Consider the following 18,137-nt stretch of genomic DNA (forward strand, 5'->3'; position numbering starts at 1 on the left):
TCCGCGGCCCGCTTACTCACCATCCACTCGCCCCTGCTCGCGGACAGGCCACGGCACGCCGTGGCGCGGCGGAACCGTGCCCTGCCCGCGGTCGGCGGGCGCGCGTCCGCCGACTCGTGGTCCTCCGACGGCTCCGACGACGCCCCGGAGCACCCGGCCGGCGGGCCGAGGACGAAAGGAGTCTTCCCGTGAGCAACCGGCCGCTTCGTATCGCCATGGTCGCGCCGCCGTGGTTCGAGCTTCCGCCGCGCGGCTACGGAGGCATCGAGGCGATGTGTGCCGACCTCACCGACGCCCTGGTCGACCGCGGCCACGACGTCACCCTGATCGCCGCCGGCCGCAACGGCACCCGGGCGCACCGGATGCTGCGCACCTACGACCTGCCGCAGGGCTCGCGGCTGGGCGAACCGCTGCCGGAGGTGCTGCACGCCGCGGCCACCGCCCGGCTGCTGGAGGACCTCGACGTGGACGTCGTGCACGACCACACGCTCGCCGGTCCGCTGCTCGCCCGCGGCCACCGGGTGCCCACGGTGGTCACCACCCACGGGCCGCTGGACGGCGAGCCCGGCGACTACTACCGGCACCTGGGCGGCAGCGTGCACCTGGTGGCGATCTCGCAGTCGCAGCGGTCCCAGGCCCCGGATCTGAACTGGGCGGGCACCGTGCACAACGCGCTGCGCGCCGCCGACTTCCCCTACCGCCGCGACAAGGAGGACTGGGTCTTCTTCCTTGGCCGCTGCACCCCGGACAAGGGCATGCACCTGGCGATCGACGCGGCTGTCGCCGCCGGCCGGAAGATCAAGCTCGCCGCCAAGTGCAACGAGCCGGCCGAGCGCGCCTACTTCGAGGCCGAGATCGAGCCGCGGCTGGGCCCGGGCGTCGAGTGGCTGGGCGAGGTCACCGGCGACCGCAAGAAGCGCCTGCTGGCCCGGGCGCGCTGCCTGGTGTTCCCGCTGCAGTGGGAGGAACCGTTCGGCATGGTGATGATCGAGGCCATGGTGTGCGGCACTCCCGTGGTGACGCTGCGCCGGGGCTCGGTGCCGGAGGTCGTGGTGGACGGGGTGACCGGCCTGGTCCGCGAGGACGCCGCCGACCTGCCCGACGCCATCGAACAAGTGTCCGTCATCGATCCGCGGGCCTGCCGGGACCATGTGATCGACCACTTCCAGCCGGAGACCATGGCGGCCGGCTACGAGGCCGTCTACCGCAAGGTGCTCGAGGCCCGCACCCCGGCTCCGGCGGCCCCGCTCAGCTCTCCGCCGGCCCAGCAGGGCATGCGGCCGGTGGCCTGACCGGACACCCGGCGGTGCGCTGGGTGCCGCCGGTGTGTCATCGGTGTGCCGGGGCGGCGTGGCGTGCGGTGGTGCGGGCCGGACCGCCGCACGCCGCGCCGGACGCCGCCCGGCCGGGGTGCGCCGCGCCTGGCGCGGGACATGGCCGGCCGGGTGCGGCCCCGGACCGGCCGGAGCACGGGGTCCGTCCCGCGGACCGCTCGCACCGGCGACCCGGGACTCACGGGGATCCCGGACCGCTGTGGCGGCCGGGCCGCTTTCGCGGTAGACCGGTCTGCAGCGCCGTCTCTTCCCCGGCGCTCCCGGCGGCGGAAGGCCGACGATCGTGGACCACTCCCCTGTCCCGGCTCCGGTGCGGGTCTCCAGCCGCACCGGCCGCTGGATCCTGGTGACCACGGTGCTCGGTTCGAGCATGGCGCTGCTGGACTCCACCGTCGTCAACGTCGCCCTGCCGCGCATCGGCCGGGATCTGCACGCCGACCTCGCCGTGCTGCAGTGGACGGTCAACGCCTATCTGGTCACGCTGGCCGGGCTGATCCTCCTCGGCGGCTCCCTGGGCGACCGCTACGGCCGGCGGAGGATCTTCGTGCTCGGCGTCTGCTGGTTCGCCGCGGCCTCCGCACTGTGCGGACTGGCCCCGAACGCGGCCGTGCTGGTCGTCGCCCGCGCCCTGCAGGGGATCGGTGGTGCCCTGCTCACCCCGGGCTCCCTGGCGCTGATCCAGGCCTCGTTCCACCCCGACGACCGGGGCCGGGCCGTGGGCCTGTGGTCCGGATTCGGGGGCATCGGCGCGGCGGTCGGCCCGTTCCTCGGCGGCTGGCTGGTGGACGGCCCGGGCTGGCGCTGGGTGTTCCTGATCAACGTGCCGCTGGCCCTGGTGTGCGCGCCGGTCGCGCTGCGGCATGTGCCGGAGTCCTCCGGCACGCCCGGGCACGGCCGGTTCGACGTGCTCGGCGCCGCCCTCGGCGCGCTGGCCCTCGCCCTGGTGACCTACGCCCTGATCCAGGCCCACAGCGGTGCCGTCGTCGTCGCGTCCACCGCGGCCGCCGGAGTCGTCGCCGCCGTCGCCTTCGTCCTGGTCGAACGCCACGTGTCCGATCCGATGATGCCGCTCGACGTCTTCTCCTCCCGGCAGTTCAGCGCGGTCAACGCGGTCACGCTGGGCGTCTACGCGGCGTTCGGCGGTTTCTTCTTCCTCGTCGCTCTCCAGCTGCAGGTGGTCTCCGGGTACTCGCCGCTGCGCGCGGGCACCGCGCTGCTGCCCACGACGGTGCTCATGCTGCTGTTCTCGGCCCGCTCCGGCGCGCTGTCCGACCGGATCGGCCCGCGTCTGCCGCTGACCCTCGGCCCGGTGCTGTGCGCGGCGGCGATGCTGCTGATGCTGCGGGTCGGCCCGCACGCCCACTACCTCACGGACGTGCTGCCGGCCCTGGTGATCATGGGCGCCGGCATGGTCACGCTGGTGGCTCCGCTGACCGCCTCGGTCCTCGCCTCGGTGGACACCGCCCGCGCGGGCCTGGCCAGCGGCATCAACAACGCGGCGGCCCGCGCAGCCGGTCTGCTCGCGGTGGCCGCGCTGCCGCTGCTGTCCGGGATGGGCCCGCAGTCCTACCGTTCGGCCGAGGGCTTCGACGCGGCGTTCCGGCGGGCCATGCCGATCTGCGCGGCGCTGCTGGTGGCGGCAGCGGTCGTCGCCTTCGCCACGGTCCGCCGTCCGGTCGCCGGCTGCCGGCGGCCGCAGTGCCGCACCCACGGCTTCGTGACGGCCCCGCCGCTCGAGGACGGCCGCAACGGCCCGCCGCCCCGCACGGGGTGACCGTACCGCGGCAGCAAGGGGGGTTGGCCCGGGAGCGGAGGGCCGTCCCCGCCTCGACCGCCGGAGCGGACCGCGGTCTCATGGACATGGGGGCGGACGCGGTCGGGCGGACGCGGTCGCACGGACGGACGTGAATGCGGTCTCGCGGACGGACAGGGAGCGGTCGCACGGCGAGACAAGGAGGTGCCGCGTATGGGAGAGACGATTCCGCCGGTGATGCGGGCCTGGGTGGTCTCCGCGCACCACCCGGGCAAGGTCGAGCCCGCCGAGCTGCCGGTTCCCATCCCCTCGGGCGACGAGCTCCTGGTGCGGGTGACGGCGTGCGGAGTGTGCCGTACCGATCTGCATGTGCGGGACGGCGACCTGCCCGCGCACCGGCAGCGGGTGGTGCCGGGACACGAGGTGGTCGGTGAGGTCGTCGCGACGGGCCCGGACGCCGCCGGATGGGAGCCCGGCACCCGGGCCGGGATCGCCTGGCTGCGCCGCACCTGCGGGACGTGCACGTACTGCGTGCGCGGGCAGGAGAACCTGTGCCCGTCGTCCCGTTACACCGGCTGGGACGCCGACGGCGGCTACGCCGAGTACACCACCGTCCCCGCCCCCTACGCCTACCGGCTGCCGCCCGGCCGCCCCGAGGAGGAGCTGGCCCCGCTGCTGTGCGCCGGGATCATCGGCTACCGGGCGCTGCGGCGCGCCGAGCTGCCTGCCGGCGGTCACCTGGGGATCTACGGTTTCGGCGCCTCCGCCCATCTCACCGCGCAGATCGCTCTCGCCCAGGGCGCCACCGTGCATGTGTTCACCCGGTCCCCGGCCGCCCAGGAGCTGGCGCTGCGCCTGGGCGCCGCGTCGGCCGCCGGCTCCGCGGTCCCTCCGCCGCGCCCGCTGGACGCCGCGATCCTGTTCGCCCCGGCCGGTGAGCTGGTCCCCGTGGCCCTGGAGGCTTTGGACAGCGGCGGCACGCTCAGCATCGCCGGGATCCATCTCAGCGACATCCCGGGGCTGGACTACCAGCGGCATCTGTTCCGCGAGCGGACGGTGCGCAGCGTCACGGCCAACACCCGCGCGGACGGACGGGAACTGCTCGCCCTGGAGGCCGAGCGGCCGCTGCGCGTGATGGCCGGCACCTACGACTTCGAGCAGGCGCCCCAGGCCCTGGACGACCTGGCCGCGGACCGCGTCACCGGGGTGGCTGTCCTGCGGGTCGCGTCACCGGCGCCGTCGTGACCGGCTCGGCGCGGCCGCCGCCGGGGCGCGGCCTCGTCCTCGTCCGCGCCCGCGTACGTCACGCCCACAGGGCGTCGGCGAGCGACGCCCCGAGGAGCGCCGCCCCGAGCCCCGCCACCACACTGGCGACGGCATTGGCCACGGCGAAGAGGCGTGCCCCGTTCTCGGCCAGCTTGAGCGTCTCGTAGGAGAACGTCGAGTAGGTCGTCAGCGCCCCGCACAGCCCGGTGCCGATCAGCAGCTGCACCTGCGGCGAGGCGACCCCGGCCGCCACGGCGCCCGTCAGCAGGCCCAGAACGAGGCTGCCTGCCACGTTCACCGTGAAAGTGCCCCACGGGAAGACGGTGTCGTGCCGCCTCTGCACCGCCCGGTCGGTCAGGTACCGCAGGGGCGCGCCGGCCATGGCACCGACGATCACGAGCACCCAGGTCACGCGTCCTCCTCCCGGTCCGCGCCGGTGGTCTCCCCGCGCGGGCGCAACGGGGGCCGGCTGAGGGCGACCTCGCACTCGTCCAGCACGGCCAGGCCCTGTGTCACCAGCTCGTCCAGCTCGGGCAGGAAGGCCCGCACCTTCTCCTCGGTGTCCACGATCACGATCGCCACCGGCAGGTCCTCGCTCAGCGACAGAAGTCGCGAGGTGTGGATCAGCGAGGAGGCACCGAACCCCTCCATGCCGTGGAAGACGGACGCACCGGCGAGCCCGGCCCGGTGCGCGCGGTGCACGATCTCGCTGTACAGGGGCTTGTGCCGCCAGACGTCGTTCTCCCCGACGAAGATCGTCAGGCGCAGGGCGCTGCCCGCCGTTCCGGTCACCGCTGCCTCCATGCCACCAGGCGGCGCGTCACCGTCGCCGCGAGCCGGACCGCCGCCAGCGCCGCGCACGGCGTCAGGGCGAGATACGCGAACCCGGTCCGCGGCCGGCCGCCGTCCAGAAGCGTGTGCGCGTCCACGGCGTAGGTGGAGAACGTCGTGAACCCGCCCAGCACCCCGGTGCCGAAGAAGGGCCGCAGCAGCGGATGGACCGTACGGACCTCGGTGATCAGCACCATGAACACGCCCATGACCGCGCAGCCGGCCACGTTGACCCACAGCGTCGTCCACGGGAAGGCACCGGCGGCCGTGGGCCACAGCAGCGACGCCCCGTACCGGGCCGAGGCGCCGACGGCGCCGCCGAGCGCCACCGCCGCGACCGCCGGCGCCTGGTCCCATGGGGGCCGGCGGCGTGCGAGTGTGCGGGGACGGGCGTCCGCGCGGGCGGACGTGCCGGTGGTGCTGGATCGCGGGACTGTCATGAACGTACGTCTCCTACTCGCCGGGGCCCGGCGATCCGGGCCACACGTCATCGCAAGTAGGGACTGTCGGCGGCACCTGTGCCGCGGTCCGGGTACGGCGAGCCCCACCGCCGCGCTGCGGTCGCGACCGCAGCTGCCCACCACCTTATCATTCCTTCCTCACGGTCCTCACCCTGCCCTCGCCGCCCGGTACCGGGCCCGGCGGCACGGAGGACCGGGGACGGGCCGGTCGCCCGGCCGTGCGCGAGGCGCGCCGGGGAGGTGCCGCACGCCCGGGCGCAGGCAATCCGCGTGCTCCGGATGCACGCGTCCCGCCGGTGCGGAAGCGTGGCCAGGGGCGGCGGATCGAGGTGCGGTGCGGTGCGCGCGAGGCCGGTCGCCGCCCGGTGACGCGGTGTCCCCGCCCAGCGGGGGCCGAACTCGGTGGCTTTCTCTGGAGCATCCCATGATCGTCAAGCGCAACATCCTCCGGCCGCCGGTGTCCGCGGAACCGGTGGCGCATCCCGGCGCGACGGCCGGGTCGTCGGCCGCCGCGTGGGGACTTCTGCTCATCAGGCTGACGTTCGGCCTGCTGATGGCCGGCCACGGGGCGCAGAAGGTGTTCGGTCTCTTCGGCGGCGGTGGCCTGGCGGCGACCGGCCGAGGGTTCGAGGCTCTCGGCTATCGCCCGGGAGAGGTCTTCGCCGTGATCGCCGGTCTGTCCGAGATGCTCGGCGGCCTCGGTCTGGCGCTGGGGTTCCTCACGCCGCTGGCGGCCGCCGCGGTGATCGGCGTCATGATCAACGCCATGGTGACGGTGACCGCGCCCCGCGGTCTGTGGGTGACGGACAACGGTGCGGAATACAACATCTGCATCGCGGTCGTCGCCCTGGCGCTCGCCGCCATCGGTCCCGGCCGGCTCGCCGTCGACCGGTTCTTCCGGTGGCGCGACGGCGGCTGGACCGCGACCGCCGTCGCGCTGGGCCTGGGAGGTGCCGGCGCCGCCCTCAGCCTGGGCCTGTGAGCCGCGGCGACCGCCACGGCGCCGGGACAGGCGACCGTTCGAGCGGGTGCGGCGGAGGGCCGGCGGCCACGGGTCCGGCACCGCCTTCAGTGAAGATCGACTTCACGGGTACTCTCGTGAGCAGCCGCATCATCCTGTGCGGGCCAGGGGGTGCCCGCCGCCCGGAAGCTGGTGCGGCCGCACCCGACCGCGTACCCGCTCGGCCGGGGCCGGGGCGGCCGGCCTGGACGCCGGTCGGGTCCGCGGACCCATGGTCACCGTGGCCCGCAGCCGGGCCCGGTCCGGCCGGCACGGAAGGAGAGTCCCTTGATTTTCATCACGGCGAAGTTCCAGGTGCTTCCGGAGCACGCGGACCAGTGGCCGCAGATCACCGAGGAGTTCACCCGCGCCACCCGGTCGGAACCCGGATGCCTCTGGTTCGACTGGTCCCGCAGCCTGGACGACCCCTCGGAGTATGTGCTCGTCGAGGCGTTCCGTGACGACGAGGCGGGCGCCGCGCACGTGCAGTCCGACCACTTCCGGGCGGCGCAGGAGAAGCTGCCGCGCTACCTGGCCGCCACGCCGAAGATCGTGAACACGACGATCGACCAGGACGACTGGTCGGAGCTGGGCGAGATGGCCGTCAAGCAGCAGTAGACGTCGCGCCGCCGCCCCGGCGGCGTCGGCGTCCCTCGGCCCCCGGCCCGTGCACCGGACCGGGGGCCGACGGCATACCGGGCCAGGCCCGGTCCCGCGGGGTTGGTGGACGCCTGCCGCTGTGCCACGGCCTCGGCCGCCACCGCCCCGACCACCACCGCCCCGACCGCCCGGCCCTTACCGCCACCGCACCGCCCGCCACTCGGCTGAACGCCTGCTTCCGCGACTCTTGACATCGTTCCCGGCGCGGGAGAGCATCCTCGCGTTCCGTTGACAACGTTGTCTACAGTCCGTGCGGGAGCGCCAACACGCCGTCGGGTGGCGTGCTCTGACCTTCTGTCGGACGTGAAGGGCAGGAGCGCGGTGTCAGGTCCATCGATATTCCACACGCAGGCGAAGGGCGGACCGCGTCACAGACGGCGCGTGCTCGGTGTCGTCGCCGCGGGTGCGCTGGCGGTCGCGGCGACGGCCGTGACCGTCACCCCCGCCTCGGCCGCGGCGGCGGGCCACGGCGCGGTCAAGGACCCGGCCGCCTATGTCGACCCGTTGATCGGCTCGTCCAACGCGGGCAACACCTACCCGGGCGCCGTGCGGCCGTTCGGCATGCTGGCCTGGAGCCCGCAGAACACCCGCGGCAACCAGGTCTCCACGCCCGCTCCGGGCGGGTACCAGTACGACGCCACGAAGATCCGTGGCTTCAGCCTCACCCATCTCAGCGGCGTCGGCTGCTCGGGCGCCAACGGCGACGTCCCGATCATGCCGATCGTGGGCGACGTCGACTCCTCGCCCACCGCCGACACCACCGACTCCCGCTACGCCAGCACCTTCTCTCACGACAACGAGACCGCGGCGGCTGGCTACTACACGGTGCGTCTGGACAGCGGCGCCTCCGTCGAGCTGACGACGACCGAGCGCACCGGCTCGGGGCGGTTCGGCTTCCCGGCGGACAAGCCGGCGAGCATGCTGTTCCGCACCTCCAACTCCGAGACCGGCTCCACCGACGCCGAGGTGACGGTGGACGCCGCCAGGCGGACGGTGACCGGGTCGGTCAGCGCGGGCAACTTCTGCGGACCGCAGAGCGCCAACAACCGCAAGGACCTGTACACGCTGTACTTCACGGCGCACTTCGACACGCCGTTCGCGAAGGTCGGCACCTGGACCGACGGCACCCTGCATCCCGGCGCCACCACCGCCTCGGGCGGCACGGGCTTCAGCTCCTCCGGCAACGCACAGGCCGGCAAGGGCTCGGGGGCGTACGTCACCTTCCCGTCGGGCACCACCAAGGTGCAGGCGAAGGTGGCGATCTCCTACGTCAGCCCGCAGAACGCGGAGGCCAACCTGCGTGCGGAGAACCCGCCGGGCAAGACCTTCGACGCGGTGCGGTCCGCGTCGTACGCCGCCTGGAAGCGCGCGCTGAGCGCGATCGAGGTGAGCGGCGGCACCGACGCCCAGCGCACCACGTTCTACACGGCGCTGTACCACTCGATGCTGGAGCCGACCCTCACCAGCGACGTCGACGGACGCTACCCGGGCGCCGACCGCAAGCCGCACCGGCTCGCCAAGGGCCAGAAGGCGCAGTACGGCACCTTCTCCGGCTGGGACCAGTACCGCGCCCAGGTGCAGCTGATGACGCTGCTGAACCCGAGGGCGGGCAGCGACTACGCGCAGTCCCTGTTCAACTATGCGCAGCAGCGCGACGGCGAGTGGGACCGCTGGCTGCTGGAGAACGGCAAGACCAGCGTGATGTCCGGTGACCCGTCGGATCCGGCGCTGGCGAGCATCTACGCCTTCGGCGGCCGTGACTTCGACGTCAAGGGTGCGCTGAAGTCGCTGGTGACGGCCGCGACCGTGCCGACGGAGAACGATCTGAGCAGCGCCGGCTGCAACGTGGAGTGTGTGGGCCAGCGCCCGGCTTTGGACCAGTATCTGACGCTGGGTTACGTGCCGGCCGACGGCTGCCACTGCTGGGGCGGTGCCGCCGAGACGCTGGAGGACGCTGTCGCCGACTTCGGCATCGCCTCGCTCGCCGAGCAGACCGGCGACCACGCCACGGCGAAGACGTTCCTCGCACGCAGCGGCGCCTGGACCAAGGTCTTCGACCCGAACGCCACACCGCAGGGCGGCTACATCCGCGACCGCAGGTCCGACGGGACCTGGGCGGGCACGTTCACCCCGGACACCGGCAGCGGATTCGTGGAGGGCACCAGCGCCCGGTACACCTGGATGGTGTACTCCGACGTGACCGGTCTGGCCCGGGCGATGGGCGGTGACGACGCGGCCGTGTCCCGTCTGGACGCCTTCTTCCGCACCCCGGACGGCGCCTTCGACTTCTCGGCGAAGGACGGCACCCGCTACGACCCGACGAACGAGCCCGACATCCACGTCCCGTACCTGTACGACTACCTGGGCGCGCCGTACAGGACGCAGGAGACGGTCCGGGCCGAGATGGACCAGCTGTGGACGGCCGGCCCGGGCGGCATCCCCGGCAACGACGACGCGGGCACGATGTCGTCCTGGTACGTCTTCTCGGCGCTGGGCATGTACCCGGTGGTGCCCGGCCGGGCCGACATGGCGCTGACGGCGCCGCTGTTCCCGCACGCCGTGATCCACGCCGGCAACCACCGGACGATCACCATCGACGCGCCTGCGGCGTCCGCGGACAACATCTACATCCACGGTCTGAAGGTCGACGGCCGCCCCTCGGGCAAGCCGTGGGTGCCCGCGTCGTTCGTCACCCGCGGCGGCACCCTGCAGTACACGCTCGGCTCGCGGCCCGACACCTCCTGGGGCAGCGCGAAGGCCGACCGGCCGCCGTCGTTCCCGAGCGGCACCGCGACGTACTTCACCGGGATCACCCCCTCGTCGCTGAAGACGGAGCCCGGCGGTGACGCGGCCGCCGCGACCGTCAAGGTGCAGACGCTGCAGGACCAGGCCACCGAGGTGCACTGGCGAGCCGCCGCACCGGAGGGCATCACGGTGACACCGTCCGAAGGGGACATCACCGTGCCCGCCGGCGGGACCGCCGAGGCACACCTCACCGTCTCGGCGGCGGCCGGGACGGACGAGGGCTTCTACACGATCCCGGTGACGCTGACCACGTCGTCCGGCACCCAGCTGCCGAAGACGTCCGCGTCGGTGACGGTCGCCGAGAAGAACAGCATGCTGTGGAACGCCAACAACAACGGCATCTCGGCGGACGACTCCGACCCGCGGGCCAACTTCGACGGCGAGGGCTGGAGTTACTCGGCCGCCGCGCTCGCCGCGGCCGGTGTGGAGCCGGGCGGCACCGTCTCCGCGGGCGGGTTCGACTTCACCTGGCCGGAGGCCGCCGCCGGTGAACCCGACAACATCGAGGTCGTCGGGGGCGGTCAGGTGCTGGCCGTGCGGCCCGTCGCCGGGGCGACGAAGCTGAGTTTCCTGGGCAGCGCCGCTGAGGGTGCGGCGAGCGGGACGGTGACGCTCACCTACACCGACGGCACCACCCAGCAGGCCACCCTCGGCTTCAGCGACTGGACGCTGGGCGGCGGCACGCAGCAGCCGTCGTTCGGCAACATCGTCGCGGTCCACACCGAGTACCGGGACATCCAGGGAGGCGGCAAGGACCCTGTGGGCACCGAGGTGTTCGCCAGCGCGCCGATCACGCTGCATGCGGGCAAGCAGCTCGCGAGTGTGACGCTGCCCGCCTCGACGGACGGCGGCATCCTGCACGTCTTCGCGGTGGCGACCGCCTGACGCGCAGCACCGCGGACGGCGACGTGTCCGCCGTCCGGCCGTGCCACGGGGCCGGTCCCCAGCGGGGCCGGCCCCGTGGCGTGCGGGCTGCGGCGGCGACGTGCCCCGGTGCGCGGGCCGTCGGCGGACGTCACCGATCGAGTACGGGAGTTGGCTGTTTCCGATCATGAAAGAGCGCCGCGCGTGTGTGATGCTTCCGCCATGATGCACTCCGACGAAACCTGGCGCGCGCGACTGCAGTCCGACCGGCCCCACTCGGCGCGGGTGTGGAACTACCTGCTGGGCGGCAAGGACCACTATCCGGTGGACAGCGCGGCCGGCGAGATGATCCTTCGGAACTTCCCGCAGATCGCCGCGATCGCCCGCCAGCAGCGGGCCTTCCTCAAGCGGGCGGTGCGGTTCCTGACCGCCGAGGCGGGCATCCGCCAGTTCCTGGACATCGGCACCGGGCTGCCCACGGCGGACAACACCCATGAGGTCGCCCAGAGCATCGCACCGGAGTCCCGCGTCGTCTACGTCGACAACGACCCGATCGTGCTGGTCCACGCCGAGGCGCTGCTGCGCAGCACGCCCGAGGGGGCGTGTGCGTACATCGACGCGGACGCCCGCGACACCGGCCACATCCTCGCCCGCGCCGCGGACACCCTCGACTTCTCCCGGCCCATAGGGCTCATCATGCTGGGCATCATGGGGCAGCTGCCGGACAGCGACGACCCGGCGGGCGTGGTGAAGCGGTTCGTCGACGCGCTGCCGCCGGGCAGCTACGTGGCGCTCAGCGACGGCACCGACACCAGCGAGGGCCTCAAGAACGCGATCGCCGCCTACAACAGCCGGTCCGCGAACTCCTACCATCTGCGGCCGCCGGAGCAGATCGGGTCCTTCCTCGACGGTCTGCGCCTGGTCGAGCCGGGTCTGGTCAGGACCGCGCAGTGGCGTCCGGACGAGGAGGCCTCCCGGATCGCCCCGGAGGAGGACCACGCGGTCGCCGCCGTCGCCGTCAACGAGTAGCCATTGTCGAGGAGTTGACGGGGGGCGGCTTTCCGTGTCCGCCGTTCGCCCGGGCGCACCGCGGGCCGCTGGGCCGCATGGCCGGAAGCGGACCCTGGCGGTCCGGCGGTGCGCCGGGAGAATGGGCGGGTCGGCTCGACGGTGAGCGGAGGTGGCTGCATGGCGACGGTGGTGCTGGTCGGCACGCTGGACACCAAGGGCGCCGAGTACGCGTGGCTCGCGCAGCGTTTGCGGGGACACCGGGTGGACGTGGTGACCGTCGACGTCGGTCCGCTGTCGGACGCCGCCGCGGACGTCACCGCGGCCGAGGTGGCGCGGGCGGCCGGCGCCGATCCCGCGGCCCTGCGGTCGGCGGGCGACCGCGGGGCGGCGATGGCGGCGATGGCGGCGGGCGCGGCGCGGGTCGTGGCGGACCTGCATGCCGCCGGGCGGCTCGACGGGGTGCTCGCGGTGGGCGGGTCCGGCGGCACGTCGGTGGCCGCCCGCGCGGTGCAGGAGCTGCCGGTCGGCGTACCGAAACTGCTGGTGTCCACGATGGCCTCGGGCGACGTCGCCCCGTACGTGGGCGCGGTGGACGTCACGCTGATGTACGCGGTGGTGGACGTGGCCGGGATCAACTCCGTCTCCGCGCAGGTGCTCGGCAACGCGGCCGCGGCGATCGCCGCGATGGCACGGGAGTACGCGGCCCGCCGCACGGCTCCCGCCGCCGGGCACCGTCCGCTGGTGGGGCTGACGATGTTCGGTCTGACCACGCCCGCGGTGGACGAGGCCCGCGCGGAGCTGGAGCGGCTCGGCTACGAGCCGCTGGTGTTCCACGCCACCGGCGCCGGCGGCCGCACCCTGGAGAAACTGGCCGGTGACGGGCGTTTCGCGGGGGTGCTGGACCTGACGACGACGGAGCTGGCCGACGATCTGGTCGGCGGTGTGCTCAGCGCAGGACCGGACCGTCTCACGGCGGCGGGCGCGCGCGGTGTCCCCCAGGTCGTCTCGCTGGGCGCGCTGGACATGGTGAATTTCGGGCCGCGCGAGACGGTGCCGGCGGCGTTCGACGGCCGCAGGTTCGTGGTCCACAACCCGGCCGTGACCCTGATGCGCACCACGCCCGCGGAAGCGGCGGAGCTGGGACGCCGGATCGGCGCCCGGCTGGCCGCCGCCCGCGGGCCGGTCACGGTGTTCGTGCCGCTGCGCGGGCTGAGCGGGATCGACCGGGACGGCGGACCGTTCCGGGACGACAAAGCCGATGCGGCGCTGTTCGCCGCGCTGCGCGCGGAGCTGGCCGGGTCGGCGGTGGAGCTGGTGGAGGTCGACGCGCACATCAACGACCCGGGGTTCGGGCGGCGGGCCGCGCACCGGCTGCACGAGCTGATCGGCGCGGCGCGGTGACCCGGCACCGGTGCGGTGGACCCCGGTCGCCGTTCGCGGCGGCACAACGGCAGCCGCGTGTCGGGCGTGCCCGGGGCGCACCGGTACCACGACCATCCGGAACGACCACATGACGTGATCGGTTGCCTGTGACACGTAAGGCAGAAAGGCAGGACGACAGCATGGACCGTGACACGGCTCTGCGGTGGCTGCGGGCGACGGTGGCGTCCGGCCGCCCGGTCATCGGCGGCGGTGCCGGCACGGGCATCTCCGCCAAGTCCGCGGAGGCGGGCGGCATCGATCTGCTGATCATCTACAACTCCGGGCGCTATCGCATGGCCGGCCGGGGCTCGCTGGCGGGCCTGCTGGCGTACGGCGACGCGAACGCGATCGTGGTGGAGATGGCCGGCGAGGTGCTGCCGGTGGTACGGGACACCCCGGTGCTCGCCGGGGTCAACGGCACCGACCCGTTCCGGGTGATGGGCCGGTTCCTGGACGAGCTGAAGGAGATGGGTTTCGCCGGGGTGCAGAACTTCCCGACGGTGGGCCTGATCGACGGTGTCTTCCGGCAGAACCTGGAGGAGACCGGGATGGGGTTCGGCCTGGAGGTCGAGATGATCGCCGCCGCGCACGAGCGGGACCTGCTGACCGCTCCGTACGTCTTCGACCCCGCCCAGGCGGCCGCCATGGCCGAGGCCGGCGCCGACATCCTGGTGCCCCACCTCGGGCTGACCACCAAGGGCACCATCGGCGCGACCACCGCGCTGAGCCTCGACGAGTGCGTCGAGAGGATCCAGGCGATGCGCGACGCGGCGGTGGAGGTCGACCCCGACATCATGGTCCTGTGCCACGGCGGGCCGATCGCCGAACCCGAGGACGCGCAGTACGTGCTGTCGCGCACACGCGGCGTCGTCGGGTTCTTCGGCGCCAGTTCGATCGAGCGGCTGCCCACGGAGACGGGCATTCGCCGGCAGACCGAGGCCTTCAAGGCGCTCAGCCTGCCGTCCTGAGCGACGGGCCGACAGGGGCCGCACGCCGTGCCGAGCGACCGGCCTTCCTGACCGGCGACCGGAGCCGGCCAGGTTCCGTCCGGCCGCCGTCCGGCGACACGGTCCCGCGAGCTGCCGCGCCAACGCCCGGACCCGGCCCGGCGACCCCTGCGCTGCCGGGATGCGAGGTGCATACCGGGGAGTAGCGTGGGAAGAGCGGATGGGCCGTCCCGCAGCCTGGTGTGCCCGTCCGGTTCCGCGGTCCGCACGCGCATGCCGCCGGCAGGCCGTGTGGGACGGAACGAAATGGAACACCGCGCACACGCCGTCGCCCCAGAGACCGGGAGGAGTGGTTCGCGTGGGTGCAGCACCGAACAGCCTGCAGCAGGCGGAACTGACCGAGGAACAGGCGCGCGAGAAGGAGCGCGAGTGGTTCCTCGACGCCGAGACCGGAGAACTCAAACCGGACGAGCGTCCCGGTGACGACCCGCGGTCGCAGCCGCGTCCGGTCCGGGCCGCACGATGGACCTTCGACTGACCGAGCGCTCGGCCGAGCCGCTCACCGAGGACCGTGTCTGGGCGCGGCATCCCCGGCGTACGGGTGCGGTCCTGATCGTCGGTGCGGGGGCGGTCGGCGGCTTCGTCGCCGAGGAACTGGCGCGGATCGGCTTCAGCCCGCTGCATCTGGTCGACCCGGACACGCTGGCGCTGGAGAACATCGTGCGCCACCCGCTCGGGGCGCCCGAGCTGGGGCAGCCGAAGGCGACGGCGCTGGCCGGCCGGATCCGCCGCGACTTCCCGTCCTGTGCCGCCGTGGGCCACTGCGCCGACTTCACGGCACTGCCCGACGAGGAGCGGTGGTCGCTGGTGCGCTGGGCCGACGTGCTGGTGGCGGCGACGGACTCGGCCGCGTGCCAGCGCGCGGTCAACAAGGCCGCGCTCATGGCCGGCAGGCCGGCGGTCTTCCCCGCGGTGTGGGTGGACCCGAGGATCCGCGACGCGGAGGTCGGCGAGATCCTGTGGACGCTGCCCGGCAGGCGCACGCCCTGCTACGAGTGCGCCGCGGCCTTCCGGCGGGCGGCGTCCGACACCCAGGCGGCTCGCGGCGCCCGGGTGGACATCCAGCTGATCGCCCTGGCGACCGCGCAGGTGGTGACCGCGCTGGCGCATCCCGACGACGCCCGCTCGGCGCTCCTGGACCGCCGGCACACCGCCATCTACCTGCACGGCTTCACCCCCACCTCACCGGGTGTGGAGGCCGTCTTCCCCACCGACGGACTGAGCAGCCGCAGCGTGCGGGTGCCGTTCCCGCCCCGGCCCTGCCCCGTCTGCCGGGGCTGGCGGTACGTGGCCTCCACCGACGCGTCGGCGGGCCGGGACGACGGCCTGCCCCCTCCGCGCGGCGGCGCGCAGCCGCGGTGGCCGGTGGGGGCCGTGCTCACCGCGGTGCTGCTGCTCGTCACGGTGCTGTTCGTCGTCTCGCTCGCTCAGAGCACCCACTCGTGAGACGGCCGGCCCGCGCGCCCGGCGCGTCGGCGTCGTCCGGCGTGAGGAACGGCCGCCGGACCCGCACCGTCGGCTCGGACCGTGGCCCCGGCAGCCAGGCAAGGAGGCCGAGAATGACCGTCGAACTCAACCACACCATCGTCGCCGCGCACGACAAGTGGGCGTCCGCCCGGTTCCTCGCGGACCTGCTGGGCCTGGAGGTGTCACCGGAGTACGGCCCCTTCGCGCCGGTGGAGATACCGAACGGCGTGACCCTCGACTTCATGGAGACGGACGGCCCGGTCACGCCGCAGCACTACGCGTTCCTCGTCTCCGAGGACGACTTCGACACGATCTTCGCCCGGATCCGGCAGGCCGGCCTGGCCTACTGGGCGGACCCGCATCACCACCGGCCCGGCGAGATCAACCACAACGACGGCGGCCGCGGAGCCTACTTCGACGATCCGAACGGCCACCGCCTGGAGATCCTCACCAGGCCCTACGGCAGCGGGGCGGACTGAATCCGCACCATCGAACGCAAGCCGCCTCTCCCACGCCGGCCCGCGGGCTTGGTCCGCCGGACGGTGCGCCGGCGCACGGCGCCCCCTTGCCGGACTGCGGGCGGCTGCACCATGCTGTGCGGCACCTGGTGCCACGCGCGGGCCGTGCGCGGGGTGACCCGGCCGCAGCTGGTGCTGCCGTCGACCGCGCACACGGCGTTCCACGAGGCGGCGCACCGCCTGGGCCTGGAGACTCTGGTCGTGCCGGTCGACCCGGTGACCTGCCCCCGAACCTGCATCTGACCCTCACCCCCGCCACCGGCGACCGGGTGGATGCGCTGCTGACGGATCCGGCCGCGTCGGTCGCGGCGGCCCGGGCGAGCGAGCCGGTGACCGTGGATCCTGCGCTGGCGGAGCTGGCCGCCGGGCTCGACCCCGACGCGCTCACCGCCGAGAAGGCGGCCCGGCTGCCGGCGTTCCCCGGGCTGGACGCCGCGCGGGGCCTGTCGTCCAGGACCGCGCCGGTGCCGGCCTTGCTGGACTCCCTGCCGCCCCGGCTGAAGGAGCGGATGCTGACCGAGTTCATCGGGTTGCTGCCCCGCATCTGACGGCTGACGGTGCGCCAGGTGCCGGGCTGTCGCGTCTTTCGCCGGTGAGGGCGCCGGTGTGTACCGCACACTCCAGGGCAGGCGCCGGTGTGGACCGCGCAGCCCACGGCAGGCACCGGGTGGTGCCGTGAATTCCAGGGCAGGGAACGCGCCCGGCCCGTAAGATCCTGGCATGGCCCTGAGCGCGAGCGCCGTCCAGCTGTTCCAGGCCGCCAGGCCGCGCCTGGAGGCCACCGCCTACCGTCTGCTGGGCTCGGCGAGCGAGGCCGAGGACGCCGTGCAGGAGACGTTCCTGCGCTGGCAGGGCGCCGACGTCGAGCGGATCGAGAAACCCGAGGCGTGGCTGACCAAGGTGCTCACCAACCTGTGTCTCAACCAGCTCGCCTCGGCCCGGGCACGGCGCGAGACGTATGTGGGCCAGTGGCTGCCGGAACCGCTGCTCGCCGGTGACCCGATGCTCGGCCCGGCCGAAACCGCCGAGCAGCGCGAATCGGTCTCGTACGCGGTGCTCGCCCTGCTGGAGCGGCTGTCCCCGTACGAGCGGGCGGTGTATGTGCTGCGGGAGGCCTTCGGCTGTCCGCACCGGGAGATCGCCGAGATCCTCGGCATCACCGAGGCCGCCGGCCAGCAGATCTTCCACCGGGCCAAGAAGCACGTCGCCGACGGCAGGGCCCGCCTCGAGGTCGACGAGGCCGCCGCCCGGCGGATCGTCGAGGAGTTTCTCGAGGCCGCCGCCAGCGGCCGGACCGAGCCGTTGGTGCGGTTGCTCACCCAGGACGCGGTGTCCGTCGGTGACGGCGGCGGGAAGGTCCCGGCGCGCGCCAAGGCGGTCGAGGGGGCTTTGGCGGTCGCGACGTTCCTGCGGGGCCTGTTCAAGCCCAGCGCCGCCAAGCGTGCCCTGGCCGGCGGGTCGCCGCAGCTGTACGCCGCGATCGCGAACGGCGGCCCGGCGGTGGTGGCGGTCCTCGACGGCCGGGTTGCGGGCGTGCTCTGCCTGGAGGTCACCGCCGACGGCATCGCCGGGCTCCGCAATCAGCTCAACCCCGACAAGCTCCGGCGTGCGTCCCGGCAGTGGGCGGCCACCGGCCACGGCGAGCCGCTGCTCACCCTCTACTGATCCGATGTGACCTCTCCACCGGCCTGATGTGACTTGTTTCACACACCGCTGCTGTCAGGAAACGGCGCGTCAT

The 18,137-nt window shown here is 73.6% G+C and carries 18 protein-coding genes; 15 read left to right on the forward strand and 3 right to left on the reverse strand.

Annotated elements, in window-relative coordinates:
* The first annotated feature begins 188 nt into the window (after positions 1 to 188).
* The 3 genes from IE286_RS14835 (at position 189) to IE286_RS14845 (ending at position 4,332) form a co-directional block, all read left to right on the forward strand.
* Positions 189 to 1,292 (forward strand): glycosyltransferase family 4 protein, encoded by a 1,104-nt coding sequence (locus IE286_RS14835; protein ID WP_229862733.1) that lies wholly within the window; start codon positions 189 to 191, stop codon positions 1,290 to 1,292.
* Between the two features lie 325 nt (positions 1,293 to 1,617).
* Positions 1,618 to 3,108 (forward strand): MFS transporter, encoded by a 1,491-nt coding sequence (locus tag IE286_RS14840; RefSeq protein ID WP_372462552.1) that lies wholly within the window; start codon positions 1,618 to 1,620, stop codon positions 3,106 to 3,108.
* Between the two features lie 216 nt (positions 3,109 to 3,324).
* Positions 3,325 to 4,332, forward strand: coding sequence for a zinc-dependent alcohol dehydrogenase family protein (locus IE286_RS14845; RefSeq protein WP_189797237.1), 1,008 nt, complete (start codon positions 3,325 to 3,327; stop codon positions 4,330 to 4,332).
* 58 nt (positions 4,333 to 4,390) lie between these two features.
* On the opposite strand, the gene crcB (IE286_RS14850) is transcribed toward IE286_RS14845, so the two are convergent.
* From crcB (IE286_RS14850) to crcB (IE286_RS14860), 3 genes are read right to left on the reverse strand one after another with little or no spacing between them, the layout of a single operon-like run.
* Positions 4,391 to 4,765 (reverse strand): fluoride efflux transporter CrcB, encoded by a 375-nt coding sequence (gene crcB / locus IE286_RS14850; RefSeq protein ID WP_189797184.1) that lies wholly within the window; start codon positions 4,763 to 4,765, stop codon positions 4,391 to 4,393.
* A complete protein-coding gene (locus tag IE286_RS14855) occupies positions 4,762 to 5,157 on the reverse strand; it encodes a DUF190 domain-containing protein (RefSeq protein ID WP_267969805.1) in 396 nt (131 codons plus the stop codon). The genes crcB (IE286_RS14850) and IE286_RS14855 overlap by 4 nt, the downstream gene beginning before the upstream one ends.
* The gene (crcB, locus tag IE286_RS14860; RefSeq protein ID WP_189797186.1) at positions 5,142 to 5,624 is read right to left on the reverse strand and encodes a fluoride efflux transporter CrcB; all 483 of its coding nucleotides are present in this window, start codon (positions 5,622 to 5,624) and stop codon (positions 5,142 to 5,144) included. The genes IE286_RS14855 and crcB (IE286_RS14860) overlap by 16 nt, the downstream gene beginning before the upstream one ends.
* Before the next feature lie 445 nt (positions 5,625 to 6,069).
* Between crcB (IE286_RS14860) and IE286_RS14865 the strand changes: the two genes are divergently transcribed.
* The 12 genes from IE286_RS14865 (at position 6,070) to sigJ (ending at position 18,064) form a co-directional block, all read left to right on the forward strand.
* The gene (locus tag IE286_RS14865) at positions 6,070 to 6,627 is read left to right on the forward strand and encodes a DoxX family protein (RefSeq protein ID WP_189797187.1); all 558 of its coding nucleotides are present in this window, start codon (positions 6,070 to 6,072) and stop codon (positions 6,625 to 6,627) included.
* A gap of 306 nt (positions 6,628 to 6,933) precedes the next feature.
* Positions 6,934 to 7,263: a putative quinol monooxygenase gene (locus IE286_RS14870; protein ID WP_189797188.1), complete on the forward strand. Its 330-nt coding sequence runs from the start codon at positions 6,934 to 6,936 to the stop codon at positions 7,261 to 7,263.
* Positions 7,264 to 7,686: 423 nt separating this feature from the next.
* The gene (locus tag IE286_RS14875) at positions 7,687 to 10,995 is read left to right on the forward strand and encodes a GH92 family glycosyl hydrolase (protein ID WP_372462551.1); all 3,309 of its coding nucleotides are present in this window, start codon (positions 7,687 to 7,689) and stop codon (positions 10,993 to 10,995) included.
* Positions 10,996 to 11,196: 201 nt separating this feature from the next.
* Complete coding sequence (locus IE286_RS14880) at positions 11,197 to 12,003, forward strand: SAM-dependent methyltransferase (protein ID WP_372462550.1); 807 nt, start codon at positions 11,197 to 11,199, stop codon at positions 12,001 to 12,003.
* Between the two features lie 159 nt (positions 12,004 to 12,162).
* The gene (locus IE286_RS14885) at positions 12,163 to 13,386 is read left to right on the forward strand and encodes a Tm-1-like ATP-binding domain-containing protein (RefSeq protein ID WP_189797189.1); all 1,224 of its coding nucleotides are present in this window, start codon (positions 12,163 to 12,165) and stop codon (positions 13,384 to 13,386) included.
* A gap of 161 nt (positions 13,387 to 13,547) precedes the next feature.
* Entirely contained in the window at positions 13,548 to 14,375 is an 828-nt protein-coding gene (locus IE286_RS14890; protein ID WP_189797190.1) for a phosphoenolpyruvate hydrolase family protein, read from the forward strand.
* Positions 14,376 to 14,712: 337 nt separating this feature from the next.
* A complete protein-coding gene (locus IE286_RS14895) occupies positions 14,713 to 14,892 on the forward strand; it encodes a hypothetical protein (RefSeq protein WP_189797191.1) in 180 nt (59 codons plus the stop codon).
* The gene (locus IE286_RS14900) at positions 14,877 to 15,860 is read left to right on the forward strand and encodes a ThiF family adenylyltransferase (protein ID WP_189797192.1); all 984 of its coding nucleotides are present in this window, start codon (positions 14,877 to 14,879) and stop codon (positions 15,858 to 15,860) included. Before IE286_RS14895 ends, IE286_RS14900 begins: the two co-directional genes overlap by 16 nt.
* Positions 15,861 to 15,973: 113 nt before the next feature.
* On the forward strand, positions 15,974 to 16,360 hold the full coding sequence (locus tag IE286_RS14905) for a VOC family protein (RefSeq protein ID WP_189797193.1): 387 nt from the start codon (positions 15,974 to 15,976) through the stop codon (positions 16,358 to 16,360).
* Between the two features lie 153 nt (positions 16,361 to 16,513).
* A complete protein-coding gene (locus tag IE286_RS27630; protein WP_268255396.1) occupies positions 16,514 to 16,642 on the forward strand; it encodes a hypothetical protein in 129 nt (42 codons plus the stop codon).
* Positions 16,643 to 16,668: 26 nt separating this feature from the next.
* Positions 16,669 to 16,947, forward strand: a complete 279-nt coding sequence (locus IE286_RS14910; protein WP_189797194.1) for a hypothetical protein — start codon at positions 16,669 to 16,671, stop codon at positions 16,945 to 16,947.
* A 172-nt stretch (positions 16,948 to 17,119) separates the two neighbouring features.
* Positions 17,120 to 18,064, forward strand: coding sequence for an RNA polymerase sigma factor SigJ (gene sigJ / locus IE286_RS14915; protein ID WP_189797195.1), 945 nt, complete (start codon positions 17,120 to 17,122; stop codon positions 18,062 to 18,064).
* Positions 18,065 to 18,137: the final 73 nt, after the last annotated feature.

The sequence above is a fragment of the Streptomyces thermodiastaticus genome (assembly GCF_014656135.1).
Taxonomy (GTDB): domain Bacteria; phylum Actinomycetota; class Actinomycetes; order Streptomycetales; family Streptomycetaceae; genus Streptomyces; species Streptomyces thermodiastaticus.